The organism is Bacillus sp. z60-11 (assembly GCF_046464135.1).
GTDB classification, from domain to species: domain Bacteria; phylum Bacillota; class Bacilli; order Bacillales; family Bacillaceae; genus Bacillus; species Bacillus sonorensis_A.
Genome location: NZ_JBIYSN010000002.1, coordinates 223,585 through 236,706 on the forward strand (window position 1 = coordinate 223,585; position 13,122 = coordinate 236,706).

Consider the following 13,122-nt stretch of genomic DNA (forward strand, 5'->3'; position numbering starts at 1 on the left):
CTTAAGATCTCTCCTTTTTAGCCGCTTTAGAACCAAGCAGCTGTATGATCCATCTTTTCTAATGATACTTGGAAACCGTTCATACCGCAAATCAGGTGTTTCATTTCCCCTTCAAGGGTTTATCGGTTTAAGCAATCGGGGAAAAATAAACAAACAGACGACTTACAGACAAAGGAGAGCAAAATGGATCGACGGAAAGCCTTATTGATTTATAACGGCAATGCCGGACAAAAAAACGTTGAAAAAACGCTCGGTACAGCGGTGCCGATTCTTTCCCAAGCCATAGATGAGCTGATTGTAAAGCAGACAAGACAAAAGCATGATGCATTCCGTTTTTGCCGGCACATCAGCGAAGATATCGAGCAGATTTATATTTTAGGCGGAGACGGGACGGTCCATGAATGCATCAACGGTCTCAGTCCGCTTGCGGTGAAGCCTGAGATCGGCATTCTTCCCGGCGGGACCTGCAACGATTTTTCACGGGCGCTCCAGATTCCGCAAAATATCGGGCAAGCGGCGGAAACACTTGTCAATGGTCACACCGTTGCCGTCGATGTGCTCAAGACGGAAAGCCATTACTGTTTAAACTTTTGGGGCATCGGCTTGATTACGGAAGCCTCAAGCCGGATCAATCAAACGGAAAAAGCGCTGTTGGGGAGGCTTAGCTATTTCACAAGTGCATTGCGGACAATCTCCGGCCTTAAGCCATTCCCCTTTAAGATGTCCATTGACGGAGAAAATCTGACAGATGAAGCGGTAATGATTATGGTGCTGAATGGCCATTTTATCGGCACGAGCCGCATTCCGCTTCAGGGGGCAAGCATTTGTGACGGCAAAGCCGAAATCCTTGTATGCAGAAATACGAATCTGGCTGCATTAAAAGAGCTCTTCTCCATGGAAGAACCAGAGCTGGAACCATTTAAAGGAGAGCTTTCATACTATCAAGGCAAGTCCATCAAAGTAGAAACGGCAGCGGAAATGGACGCTGATACGGATGGGGAAATCTGCACAAAAGCGCCGGCTTCGATTGATGTGCTTAAGGGGCATCTGCGGATGCTTGCACCGGCAAATAGAGAAAAAAGCTGATCCGTTAAAGGGATCAGCCTTTTCTTTAATAAACAGATGTATTCTCATCGATATGTTCAAGGATCTCTTTTACTCGGGCCAGGAATCGACCGCAGATCAGACCGTCGAGCACCCTGTGATCGAGTGACAGACAGAGATTGACCATATCTCTGACAGCGATCATGCCGTGGTCCATAACGACCGGACGCTTCACAATCGATTCAACCTGGAGGATGGCCGCCTGCGGATGGTTGATGATCCCCATGGACTGGACGGAGCCGAACGAACCGGTATTGTTCACCGTAAACGTCCCGCCTGACATATCAGCGCTTGTCAGCTTACCGGTTCGCACCTTATTCGCCAGCTCGGTGATTTCTCTGGCGATGCCCTTGATTGTTTTTTCATCGGCATGTTTGATGACAGGCACATACAAGGCATCTTCCGTCGCCACGGCGATGGAGATGTTGATGTCCTTTTTCTGAATGATTTTATCGCCGGCCCACATGCTGTTGACCTGCGGGAATTCTTTCAGCGCTTGCGCAACCGCTTTGACGAAGAAAGCAAAAAAGGTCAGGTTGAAGCCTTCTTTCTTTTTAAATTCGTCTTTTATTTTGTTGCGGTAGCTGACAAGGCTTGTGACATCGACCTCCATCATCGTCCAGGCATGGGGAATTTCATGCTTGCTCTTGACCATATTGGAAGCAATGGCGTTGCGGATGCCTGTGACCGGAATTTCGATATCGCCCGCTGCGCTTTGAGGCGCAGGGCTCTCTTTTCGCGCAGGTTCTGGGGTCGGCGCCGCCTGTTCGGCCGGCTGATGATCAACTGCCGGCTCTTTTGCAGGTGTCACACCGGAGTCGATGATTTGCTGAATATCCTTCCTTGTAATCCTCCCGCCTTTGCCGGTGCCTTCCACCTGCTCCAAATCAATGTTATGCTCCCCGGCAAGCCGTAAAACGGCAGGTGAAAAGCGTTTTTTATTCGATGTATCCGCGGGTGCCTGCTGCCGCCCTGCCGCTTCTTTCGGTTCTTCTGAAGCTGAAGGGGTCTCCTCTTTTGTTGTTTCATTTGTTTCGACTTTGCAGATAATGTCTCCAACCTGCAAGGTCTCTCCTTCTTTTCCGACGAGCTCGGTAATCGTCCCGGTAAAAGAGGAAGGCACTTCAGCATTGACTTTATCTGTCATCACTTCGGCGATCGGGTCGTATTTGTTGACATGATCCCCGACGCTGACGAGCCATTTGCTGATCGTCCCCTCGGTGACGCTTTCTCCGAGCTGGGGCATTGTCATCTGTTCCACTGCCATACGATTGTCCTCCTTATGTGTTTAAAACTCGGCCAGTTCTCTCATTGCCGCTTCTGCTTTATCAGGATTGACCATAAAATATTTTTCCATTGTCGGCGCATACGGCATAGCCGGGACATCCGGTCCGGCCAACCGCTTAATCGGCGCGTCCAAATCGAACAAGCAATGCTCTGAAATGATGGCCGCCACTTCGCTCATGACGCTGCCTTCTTTCGTATCCTCGGTGATGAGAAGAACTTTGCCCGTTTTCGATGCCGCTTCAATGATCGCTTCCTTATCAAGCGGATAAACCGTTCTTAAATCAAGGATATGGGCGGAAATTCCGTCTTTTTCAAGCCTTTCTGCCGCCTGAAGCGCAAAGTGGACGCAAAGCCCGTACGTAATCACGGTGATATCGTCGCCTTCCCGTTTGACATCCGCTTTGCCGATCGGCAGTACATAGTCGTCATCCGGCACTTCGCCTTTGATCAGGCGGTAGGCCCGTTTATGTTCAAAGAAGAGCACCGGATCTTCATCGCGAATCGCCGCCTTTAAAAGCCCCTTCACATCATAAGGCGTTGACGGCATGACAATTTTCAGCCCCGGCTGGTTGGCAAACACGGCTTCAACCGACTGTGAATGGTACAGCGCGCCGTGCACGCCTCCGCCGTAAGGTGCGCGGATGACGATCGGACAGTTCCAGTCATTGTTAGAGCGGTAGCGGATTTTTGCCGCTTCGGAAATAATCTGGTTGACAGCGGGCATGATAAAATCAGCAAACTGCATTTCGGCGACCGGTCTCATCCCGTACATGGCAGCCCCGATTCCGACGCCGGCGATCGCGGATTCCGCCAATGGCGTATCCATGACCCGCTCTTCTCCAAACTGGTCGTAAAGGCCGGCAGTCGCCTTAAACACGCCGCCTTTTTTCCCGACATCTTCGCCTAAAACAAAGACGCGGGAATCCCTTTCCATTTCTTCTTTCAAAGCTAAAGTGACAGCATCTATATATGACATAACAGCCATTTGTGATTCCCCCTTACTCTGCGTAAACATGCCGCAGCGCCTCTTCAGGATCGGCATATGGGGCATGTTCGGCATAATCTGTTGCTTCATTGACAACATTTGTGATCTCGTCTGTCATTTCTTTTTCAGATTGCTCATCCAACAGGCCGGCATCTTTCAAGTATTGTGCGAATTTGATGATCGGGTCGTTTTTCTTCGCCTCCGCTACCTCTTCGCGCTCTCTGTAGCTTCTGTCATCATCATCACTTGAGTGCGGGGTCAGCCGGTATGAAATCGTTTCGATCAATGTCGGGCCTTCACCTCTTCCGGCACGTTCCCTCGCTTCTTTCACCGCTTTGTAAACTTCAAGAGGATCATTTCCGTCAACTGTCTGGCCGGGCATACCGTAGCCGACGGCGCGGTCGGAAATGTTCTCACAGGCCACTTGCTTTTCGTAAGGGACGGAAATCGCGTATTTGTTGTTTTCACACATGAAAATAACAGGAAGCTTATGAACAGCGGCAAAGTTTGCCCCTTCGTGAAAATCCCCCTGGTTTGAAGAGCCTTCTCCAAATGTGACAAATGTCGCGATATTTTGATTGTCGAGCCTGCCGGCAAGCGCTACGCCGACAGCGTGGGGCACTTGTGTCGTCACAGGTGAAGACCCTGTGACAATCCGGTTTTTCTTTTGGCCGAAGTGGCTCGGCATTTGTTTGCCTCCGGAGTTTGGGTCCTCCTTTTTCGCAAAGGCGGACAGCATCAAATCTTTTGCCGTCATGCCAAAAGCGAGCACCACCCCCATATCTCTGTAATACGGGAGGACATAGTCGTTGTCGCGGTCTAAAGCGAAAGCTGCACCAACCTGTGCCGCCTCCTGTCCTTGACAGGAAATAACAAAAGGAATTTTCCCGGCGCGGTTTAAGAGCCACATCCGCTCATCAAGCTTTCTGGCTAAAAGCATGGTTTTGTACATTTCGATTGCTTGTTCATCCGTTAATCCCACTGCTTCATGACGATTATTGCTCATGTTTTTCACTCCTTCATGCTTGTTAAAAATGAATCGCTTTTCCATCCACGCCAAGAGCGGCTTCTCCGATGGCTTCAGATAGCGTCGGGTGCGGATGGATTGTTTGGCCGACCTCCCACGGCGTCGCATCGAGCACCTTGGCGAGCCCCGCTTCAGCAATCATATCCGTCACATGCGGGCCGATCATATGGACGCCGAGAATGTCATCTGTGTCCTCGTCAGCGACAATTTTGACGAAGCCGGCTGATTCGCCGTAGACGAGCGCCTTGCCGACGGCCTGAAACGGAAATTTGCCGATTTTGATCTTCCGGCCTGCCGCCTTTGCCTCTTCCTCAGTCAAGCCGACAGACGCCGCCTCTGGACTGGAGTAGATGCACTTGGAAACAAGCGAGTAGTCAATGGCATGAGGCTGATTGCCGGCGATGTGTTCAACAGCGGTGATCCCTTCGTGGGAAGCCGCATGGGCAAGCTGCAATCCGCCGATGACGTCACCGATCGCATAGATATGGGACTCTTTTGTTTGATACATGCTGTTTGTCGCGATAAAGCCGTTTTCCACCTGTATATCCGTGTTTTCCAGGCCGATTCCTTCGACATTGGCCTGCCTTCCGACTGAAAGGAGCATTTTTTCAGCGGCAAAGTGTTGCGTATCTCCGCCTTTTTCTGCCTGTATGGTGACAGACTCCCCTTTTTCCAGAGTGTCAGGAAGCACTTTTGCCCCCGTGACAATCTTGATGCCTTTTTTCGTCAGCAGGGTTTGCATTTCTTTTGAAACGTCTGCATCTTCCGTCGGCAAAATCCGTTCGGCATATTCAAGCACCGTCACGTCAACACCGAAATCGGACAGCATGGAAGCCCACTCAATTCCGATGACACCGCCGCCGACGATCAAGATGGACTCCGGAAGACGCTCAAGCTCAAGCGCTTCATCAGATGTCATAATCCGTTCACCGTCCGGCTCGAGCCCCGAGAGCGAACGGGGCCTTGAACCGGTGGCGATGATGACGTTTTTAGGGACGAGCATTTCATTTTCTTCTCCGTTCGCCATCTCGACAGATACCGTGCCCGGCATCGGCGAAAATATCGACGGTCCGAGAATCCGCCCGATTCCTTCATATACGTCGATTTTCCCTTTTTTCATCAAATGTTTGACACCATTATAAAGCTGGTCAATAATCCTTTGTTTTCGTGTTTGAACCTGGGAAAACCGCAGTTCGGTTTCAGGAATCACCACTCCGAATTCTTCCGCTTTTTGCGCTGTCCGATACACCTCTGCGCTTCTCAAGAGCGCCTTTGACGGAATGCAGCCTTTATGAAGGCATGTGCCGCCAAGCTTCCCCTTTTCCACAACAGCTGTTTTAAGCCCCAGCTGAGATGCTCTGATGGCCGCCACATAGCCGCCTGTACCACCGCCAAGAATGACGAGATCGTATTCAGTTGCCATGACTTTCCCTCCTCTGGTTCGGATATTGTTTCGCCTTTTCTTCGCCGTTCAATACACGAAAAGCGCCTTCAGCCAAAGCCTGCAGCTCATTTTCACCGGGTAAGACGACGACATCCGAAATCCAGTCTATGTATTTTCTGATCGAGGCAACAAATGATTTTCCATAAGCCAGCCCGCCCGTCAAAATGATGACATCGACTTCACCCTTTAAAATGGCGCTGGCAGCCCCGATTTCTTTGGCGATTTGATAAGCCATCGCTTCATAGATGAGCGCGGCTTTTCGATCGCCTTCCTTGATCATTTTTTCCACTTTTACGGCATCGGTCGTGCCGAGATAGCCGGCAAGCCCGCCGCCGCCAACGAGCATCTTCATGAGCTCGTCACGGGTATATTCGCCTGAGAAACACATATCGATCAGATCTCCGGCCGGAATGGTTCCGGCCCGCTCCGGACTGAGCGGACCTTCCCCGTGCAGGCCGTTGTTAACATCGATGACACGTCCATTGTAATGAACGCCTGTCGTAATCCCGCCACCCATATGGGTGATGATCATTTTCATATCTTCATACCGCTTTCCAAACTGCCAGGCCGCTTTTCGGGCGACCGCTTTTTGGTTGAGCGCATGGAAGATGCTTCTTCTTTCGATTGCCGGGGTTCCGGAAATTTTTGCGACGGGAGACATTTCATCGACGACAACGGGGTCGACGATAAAGGCCGGTATATTTAAGCCGTCGGCAATTTCCCTGGCGATGATCCCGCCAAGATTTGAAGCATGCTCGCCGGCATAGCCGTTTTTCAAATCCTCGATCATCGCGGCGTTCACTTCATATGTGCCGCCTTCAATCGGGCGGAGCAGACCTCCTCTTGCACAGACGGCGTTCAGTTTTGAAATATTGATGCCCTGTTCATGCAGCGTCTCCAAAACAGCCTGCTTTCTGAACGCATATTGATCAATGATGGTTTCGAATTGCTTTAGCTCTTCCTCGTCATGACGGATTGATTTTTCAAAAATGGAACGGTCATCGTGAAAAACGCCGATCTTAGTAGATGTTGATCCCGGATTGATGACGAGAATACGCTTTTCCTGTATTTGCATTTCCTTGAACCTCCAGTGTATATAGGGGGTGTAATTAACGTCTGCTTAAAATGTGATGGCCGTTTTGCAAAAATTGGCTTCTGGAATGGCGCATCCGTTCTATCCGCTCCTCAGCCAGACGGTCCGCCGCCAAGTAAGTTGGAATTCGATCGCGCTTAGAGATTTCCAGAACCCGTTCGATGTTTCCGTAAATCCCTTCGACTTTTTTCAGCGCGCGCTCTGCATTATAGCCGTATAGTTCGTCGGCGACATTGATGACGCCCCCGGCATTGATGACATAATCCGGTGCATAGACGATGCCCATGTCGTGGATCTGGTCCCCATGGCGGGTCTCTTTCAGCTGATTGTTGGCTGCTCCGGCAATGACTTTGGCCTTCAGCTGCGGAATCGTATCATCGTTGATCGTCGCTCCGAGTGCACACGGTGCATAGATATCACAATTCTGCGAATAAATATCATCAGGGTCGACGGCGCGGGCGCCGAAATCCGCGACGGCGCGCTCAACAGCTTCTTTGTTAATGTCGGTGACGATCAGTTTCGCGCCTTCTTCGTGAAGATGGCGGCAAAGATTGTAGGCAACATTGCCGACGCCTTGGACAGCAACGGTTTTTCCTGCAAGTGAATCCGTTCCAAACGCCTCTTTCGCTGCGGCTTTCATCCCTTTATACACACCGTAGGCTGTGACAGGCGACGGATTGCCCGAGGAACCGAAAGCCGGTGAAATGCCTGTGACAAAGTCTGTTTCATCATGAATGATATCCATATCTTCAACAGTAGTGCCGACGTCTTCTGCGGTAATGTATCTTCCGTTCAGTCCTTGAATGTAGCGGCCGAATGCCCGGAACATTTCTTCATTTTTATCTTTGCGCGGATCTCCGATGATGACCGTTTTGCCTCCTCCGAGATTCAATCCGGCCGCCGCGTTTTTATAGGTCATCCCCCGCGCCAGGCGAAGCGCATCTTCAATTGCGGCTTCTTCGCTTTCATATGTCCACATTCTCGTGCCGCCCAAAGCGGGTCCGAGCGTCGTATCATGAATCGCGATGATCGCTTTTAAACCGGACTGCTTATCTTGGCAAAACACCAATTGTTCATAGTCATACTGTTCCATATATCGAAATAGTTCCATTTCTTATTCCTCCTCATGTCGTCCTTCAGACGTGCATAACGCCAAAGCAATCGAATACAGCTTGTTTTCTGCGGAATCGGCCCTGCTTGTTAAAGCGATGGGCGCTTTTGCCCCTGCTAAAACGGCTCCCACTTTCGCACCCGCAAAATGAATCAATGATTTATAGAGGACATTGCCTGTTTCAATTGAAGGAACAAGCAGGATATCCGCTTGGCCCGCCACAATCCCGGAAATGTTTTTATGCCGGGCAGCAATCTCTGAAATCGCGTTATCCAAAGCCAGCGGACCGTCAACGATGCAGTCCTTGATTTGTCCTCTGTGATTCATCTGTGTTAAAGCAGCTGCATTCAATGTGGCTTCCATTGCAGGATTCACCGTTTCAACAGCAGCCAGACAGGCGGCTTTCGGCATTTGGACTCCGACTGATCTTGCGACGCGGACGGCATTTTCTAAAATTTGCTTCAGCTCTTCAAGCTTCGGATTGATATTCATAGCCGCATCGGTTACATAGATGAGCCTGTCAAACCCGCTGACTTCGAATGCCGCTACATGTGACAGCACGTGAGAGGAGCGCAGCCCGTATTCCTTATTTAAAACGGCTTTTAACAGGACGGCTGTCGGCACATTTCCTTTCATGAGTACATCCGCATTCCCGCTTTTTACAGCTTGAACAGCGATTCTTGCTGAATCTGCGGGCGTTTCCGAATGGATGATATCAACATGCTGTTTTGAAATGTTCTGCTCTGTCATCATATGTCTGATTTTTTCTCTGTGCCCGATCAGCAAAAACCGGGCGAATTGCTTGTCAACCGCAAGCTTGACGGCTTGAAGCACTTGATCGTCTTCTGCATGTGCGACGGCGACCGTTTTGTTGTCGAGCTCCGCCGCTTTTTGAAATAGTTGTTTCAGCTTCATAGTACCCACCTTTCTAAGCAAACATCCGCACTCTTTATCATGCAAGATTCGTGCCACTGTCAATAAAGCGGATCGGCTCAATGATCTTGTTTTAAAGTTTGCATGATTCTGCATGTTTAACTGCAACTTATTGCATGCCGCCTTTTGCAAGATTGTATTTATCCATTTTGTAATAAAGGTTGCGGATGCTGACGCCAAGCGCTTTTGCTGTTTTCGTCCTGTTATATTGATGCTTTTCAAGCATTTCTTTAATCACATGAGCTTCAAACCGTTCAACGGCGTCGGAAAGCTTTTCATTTTCGATATCCGGAAAAGCGTATCCGATTTCTGTTTTCTTTTTCGGGAGGTCTGCTTCAGGCAAGTGTTGGAGATCGATTAATTCCATCTGCGGCTTCAAAAAAATCATGGCCCGCTCCAGGACATTTTCAAGCTCCCTGACATTGCCCGGCCACTTTCGCGCTTTTAAGGATTTGAGCGCATGTTTCGTCAGGCCCTTTACATTGCGGCCGTATTCCTGATTGATTTTTCCGATCAAATGCCGGCTCAAGGCTTCGATATCTTCCTTTCGCTGTCTGAGCGGCGGTATCGATATCGGATAACGATTGATCCGGTAGTACAAATCTTCGCGAAATCTGCCGTCTGCCAGCGCTTTTTCAATATTAACGTTTGTTGCGGCAATAATTCGGACGTTTACAGGAATCGGCTTCGTCCCGCCGACCCTGACGATTTCCTTCTCCTGCAGCACACGGAGCAGCTTTGCCTGTGTATTTAACGAGAGTTCCCCAATTTCATCCAAGAAAATGCTGCCGTTGTTCGCTTCTTCAAAAAAGCCCTTTTTTCCGCCGCGCCTCGCTCCGGAAAAGGCGCCTTCCTCATAGCCGAACAGCTCTGATTCCAGCAGCGATTCTGAAATGGCCGCACAGTTGACCCGGACAAACTTATTATACTTTCGGTCACTTTCGTTATGTATGGCATGGGCAAAAAGCTCTTTCCCCGTTCCGGATTCGCCTCTCAGCAAAATCGTCGCAGGGGTCTTCGCCCCCAATTTTGCCTGTTCAAGCGCGACAAGCATCTGCTCGCTTGAGCCGATAATATCGGCAAATGTATATTTCGCTTCAAGCGTACGGATAATTTGACGAGCCCTGTTGAGCTCGTTCGTCAGCGATTGGATTTCTGAAACGTCGTGGATGACGCCGATGCTGCCTTTCAGGATACCGTCAACGATAATCGGCGCGACATTGACGATCACTTCCTTTTTATTCGGTCCGACCTTCATTCTGACGCCTCTGACCGGCCGCCTTGTTTCAAGCACCTTTAAATGCATGCTTTCACCTTCTGAAATATCCGTGTTCGCAGGTTTGCCGATCACCTGCTCTTTCGTCAGGCCCGTCATCTTTGTATACGCCCTGTTGATCATCATTCCGTTTCCGTTTTCATCGACGACAGAAATGGCTTCATCAGAAGACTGAATAATCGCTTCAAGCATCGTTCTGACTTCCTTCAGGTTCGTCACCTCTTCAGCCAGTTCGACCGCATCGGTAATGTCTTTAAATATGCTGAGCGCACCTAAAAGCGTCCCTCCGTCATCGATGATCGGAATTCTCGTCGTGACAATCTGTCTGTTCGGATGCAAAAACTGTTTTTGGTTGTATTCAGGCTCCCTCGTATTCAGGATGCGGGGAAGCTTCGTAGTCGGAATGACATTCTTGATGTGCTGACCGATCGCTTCACGGCGCTTTGTTCCGGTCATTTCTTCAGCCATTTTGTTGAACAGGATAATCTCTTCACGAATGTCGATAAAAATCATGCCGTCATTCATTGAATTAAAAATGCGGTCATGCTTATAGGTTTGTTCTTTGAGCATCTGGATCAGCTGCTGTTTTTCATTCATCAGCTGGGAGATGATATATGCGAGCGAACCCGGCACAACAATCGTTCTGTCGTGTTTTTTCCGCATCACTTGCTGCAATACATCAGGATCACCGGTTGTTTCAATGATGATGTCGATCTGTTTTGTTATGTATGGCGTCCAGTCCAGAGCCGTTTCGATCTTATTCTCCTGAGCAAAGATGAGCCCGGGAGCCGCTGGGTTTTTGTCAATGACTGCGGCGATATTGAGCGACTTTGTTTTCAACAGCAAATCTAAGAGAGCTGTTCCCCCTTTTCCAGCACCAACAATCAGTACTTTTTGTATCATCCCTTAACCCCTTTGTATGAAAAATTTTGCATACCATAATCATCATTTGCAACAATTTGCACAACATCTATGTTATCATGTTTTCCATTCTTGACAAACTTTTTTTTCGAATAGACAATAAAGGTAAATCTTTGGTAAGGGGATTCGTGTATGGGGAGACTGATCGCACTGCTGATTTTGCTGATTCCCGGCGCTTTGGCTGCTGCAGGCATCAAATTAATGCGGGACACGGTTTTCGGGGTTTTAATCGATCCTTTTCAAATCCTTTGGCTTCAAGGGCTTACCGGTATGATTTGTTTTACCGGCGGACTGTATTTGTTGGGCGGATTTATTTTTTACAGAGACCGCAAGCGAAACCAGGTGAGCCCTCGATTTAGAAAAAAACAGAACAATTAACGGCAAAAAAACCGCGGATCAATCTCCGCGGTTTTTTTACGACATGGTTTTCTTGAGCTGGAGCGCTTTTTCGGGAAAATCGGTGAAGAAACCGTCAACACCGGCTTCCATCAGTCTTTTCATATCCTCCTCGCGGTTGACGGTAAACGGCCTGACTGCTTTCTGCTTCTGGTGAGCGTTTTTGATCGTATGTTCCGACATGGAGCGGAGGTAGGGATGAAACCCGGAGGCGGGAATCATCTCAATATACTGTTCAGGCTGATAAATCACATCCATATAAAGGGCGGCCAGTTCGATTTCAGGGTTCAGCCGCCGGCAAAGAACGAGACTTTCATGATTAAAAGAAGAAAGAATCATCCGATCCTGAAGCTGATATTCGGAAATCAGCGCCATCACTTTTTCTTCCATTCCATGATAGCGGACAATGCTGTTTTTCAGTTCAACATTCACGAAAAAATCGCCTGTCGCCGCCCAATCAAACACCTCTTCAAGAGTCGGGACCGGGACAAAACCGGTCTTTTCAGAAAAGCGATGACTTGCGTCTCCCGTTTTGAGGTCCTGATATGTATAATCTTTAACATAACCTGTCAGCGATGTCGTTCTGTCAAGCTTTTCATCGTGAATCACGACAAGCCGGCCGTCTTTCGTCATTTGCACATCCAACTCGATGCCGTCGGCGCCTAAAGCGGCCGCATGTTCGAATGCCGTCATTGTATTTTCAGGAAACGTCCCTGAAGCGCCTCTGTGTGCAAAAATTTTCGTCATGTAGGTTTCACCTCTAAAAATGAAATAAACGTTACTCCTCATTATGAATACTTTACTGCTTTCTTTCCACCTTTAAGCCCTTTTTTAACATCAAAAACCTCTTCGCCTCGATGACATGCAAAAAGCCCCGGTGCTAACGGGGCTTAAAGAAGTTATTCATAATAAGAAACGACAGCTTCAGCAATCGAATCGGCCGCTTTTTTTTGATATTGTGAACTGATGAGTTTATCGGCATCAGATTCATTTGTGATAAAACCCAGTTCAACTAAAGCACTCGGCATTTTTGAATGCTTGATGACATAAAACGGCGACTCTTTTACTCCTCTGTCCGCGGTTTCCAACGCACCGGGAAGCCGCTCTTGGATTTCCGATGCCAGGCGCTCGCTTTCAGCCGCTTGATACGTCGAGTCAAAATACGTCTCTGTACCTGAAGCTTCAGGTACAGCAGAGTTTGCATGAATGCTGATGAAAAGATCTGAGCCGTCGGCATCCGCCTTTGCCACACGATCGTCAAGGGTCAAAAACGTATCATCCGTTCTCGTCATGACTGTGTCTGCCCCTTCATCCTGCAATTTTTCATTCAGCAACTTGGATACATCAAGATTAACATCCTTCTCCAAAAGTCCGTTTCCGACCGCTCCGCTGTCTTCTCCCCCATGCCCTGCATCGACATAAACCGTTTTTCCGGAAAGCGGTTCTGCCGCAAAAGCACCGGGAAGAACCATCACAAAAGAACATAGCACTATAAATAAGCTCTTTACTAGCCATTTCACCGTTTCTTCCTCCCACATCTCCATT

At 49.0% G+C, this 13,122-nt stretch carries 12 protein-coding genes; 2 read left to right on the forward strand and 10 right to left on the reverse strand.

Annotation, left to right across the window (positions count from 1 at the left end):
• Positions 1-183: 183 nt before the first annotated feature.
• Positions 184-1,086, forward strand: a complete 903-nt coding sequence (locus tag ACINLD_RS07875; protein ID WP_026587785.1) for a YegS/Rv2252/BmrU family lipid kinase — start codon at positions 184-186, stop codon at positions 1,084-1,086.
• Positions 1,087-1,111: 25 nt separating this feature from the next.
• Here ACINLD_RS07875 and ACINLD_RS07880 read toward each other — a convergent pair whose 3' ends face one another.
• The 8 genes from ACINLD_RS07880 to ACINLD_RS07915 form a co-directional block, all read right to left on the reverse strand.
• Entirely contained in the window at positions 1,112-2,371 is a 1,260-nt protein-coding gene (locus tag ACINLD_RS07880) for a dihydrolipoamide acetyltransferase family protein (protein WP_077736530.1), read from the reverse strand.
• A 21-nt stretch (positions 2,372-2,392) separates the two neighbouring features.
• Positions 2,393-3,376 carry a 3-methyl-2-oxobutanoate dehydrogenase subunit beta gene (bfmBAB, locus tag ACINLD_RS07885; protein WP_026587787.1) on the reverse strand — a complete coding sequence of 328 codons (984 nt, stop codon included), beginning with the start codon at positions 3,374-3,376 and terminating at the stop codon, positions 2,393-2,395.
• A gap of 13 nt (positions 3,377-3,389) precedes the next feature.
• Complete coding sequence (locus ACINLD_RS07890) at positions 3,390-4,382, reverse strand: thiamine pyrophosphate-dependent dehydrogenase E1 component subunit alpha (protein WP_077737212.1); 993 nt, start codon at positions 4,380-4,382, stop codon at positions 3,390-3,392.
• 22 nt (positions 4,383-4,404) lie between these two features.
• On the reverse strand, positions 4,405-5,826 hold the full coding sequence (lpdA, locus tag ACINLD_RS07895; RefSeq protein WP_077736529.1) for a dihydrolipoyl dehydrogenase: 1,422 nt from the start codon (positions 5,824-5,826) through the stop codon (positions 4,405-4,407).
• A complete protein-coding gene (gene buk, locus ACINLD_RS07900) occupies positions 5,816-6,922 on the reverse strand; it encodes a butyrate kinase (RefSeq protein WP_026587790.1) in 1,107 nt (368 codons plus the stop codon). Before buk ends, lpdA begins: the two co-directional genes overlap by 11 nt.
• Before the next feature lie 34 nt (positions 6,923-6,956).
• Positions 6,957-8,051: a branched-chain amino acid dehydrogenase gene (bcd, locus tag ACINLD_RS07905; RefSeq protein WP_026587791.1), complete on the reverse strand. Its 1,095-nt coding sequence runs from the start codon at positions 8,049-8,051 to the stop codon at positions 6,957-6,959.
• Positions 8,052-8,054: 3 nt separating this feature from the next.
• Complete coding sequence (gene yqiS, locus ACINLD_RS07910; protein WP_026587792.1) at positions 8,055-8,966, reverse strand: phosphate butyryltransferase; 912 nt, start codon at positions 8,964-8,966, stop codon at positions 8,055-8,057.
• A gap of 127 nt (positions 8,967-9,093) precedes the next feature.
• The gene (locus ACINLD_RS07915; RefSeq protein ID WP_142246145.1) at positions 9,094-11,160 is read right to left on the reverse strand and encodes a sigma 54-interacting transcriptional regulator; all 2,067 of its coding nucleotides are present in this window, start codon (positions 11,158-11,160) and stop codon (positions 9,094-9,096) included.
• A gap of 153 nt (positions 11,161-11,313) precedes the next feature.
• On the opposite strand from ACINLD_RS07915, the gene ACINLD_RS07920 reads away from it, so the two are divergent.
• On the forward strand, positions 11,314-11,559 hold the full coding sequence (locus tag ACINLD_RS07920) for a DUF2627 domain-containing protein (RefSeq protein WP_077736527.1): 246 nt from the start codon (positions 11,314-11,316) through the stop codon (positions 11,557-11,559).
• Between the two features lie 36 nt (positions 11,560-11,595).
• On the opposite strand, the gene ACINLD_RS07925 is transcribed toward ACINLD_RS07920, so the two are convergent.
• Entirely contained in the window at positions 11,596-12,324 is a 729-nt protein-coding gene (locus ACINLD_RS07925; protein WP_077736526.1) for a glycerophosphodiester phosphodiesterase, read from the reverse strand.
• 152 nt (positions 12,325-12,476) lie between these two features.
• The gene (locus ACINLD_RS07930) at positions 12,477-13,097 is read right to left on the reverse strand and encodes an N-acetylmuramoyl-L-alanine amidase (protein ID WP_035428363.1); all 621 of its coding nucleotides are present in this window, start codon (positions 13,095-13,097) and stop codon (positions 12,477-12,479) included.
• Between the last annotated feature and the right edge of the window lie 25 nt (positions 13,098-13,122).

What these genes read in the sequence shown, in the direction of transcription:
- ACINLD_RS07875 (WP_026587785.1), top strand. Translation starts at nt 184, where the DNA reads ATGGATCGACGGAAAGCCTTATTGATTTATAACGGCAATGCCGGACAA.
- ACINLD_RS07880 (WP_077736530.1), bottom strand. Translation starts at nt 2,371, where the DNA reads ATGGCAGTGGAACAGATGACAATGCCCCAGCTCGGAGAAAGCGTCACC.
- bfmBAB (WP_026587787.1), bottom strand. Translation starts at nt 3,376, where the DNA reads ATGGCTGTTATGTCATATATAGATGCTGTCACTTTAGCTTTGAAAGAA.
- ACINLD_RS07890 (WP_077737212.1), bottom strand. Translation starts at nt 4,382, where the DNA reads ATGAGCAATAATCGTCATGAAGCAGTGGGATTAACGGATGAACAAGCA.
- lpdA (WP_077736529.1), bottom strand. Translation starts at nt 5,826, where the DNA reads ATGGCAACTGAATACGATCTCGTCATTCTTGGCGGTGGTACAGGCGGC.
- buk (WP_026587790.1), bottom strand. Translation starts at nt 6,922, where the DNA reads ATGCAAATACAGGAAAAGCGTATTCTCGTCATCAATCCGGGATCAACA.
- bcd (WP_026587791.1), bottom strand. Translation starts at nt 8,051, where the DNA reads ATGGAACTATTTCGATATATGGAACAGTATGACTATGAACAATTGGTG.
- yqiS (WP_026587792.1), bottom strand. Translation starts at nt 8,966, where the DNA reads ATGAAGCTGAAACAACTATTTCAAAAAGCGGCGGAGCTCGACAACAAA.
- ACINLD_RS07920 (WP_077736527.1), top strand. Translation starts at nt 11,314, where the DNA reads ATGGGGAGACTGATCGCACTGCTGATTTTGCTGATTCCCGGCGCTTTG.
- ACINLD_RS07925 (WP_077736526.1), bottom strand. Translation starts at nt 12,324, where the DNA reads ATGACGAAAATTTTTGCACACAGAGGCGCTTCAGGGACGTTTCCTGAA.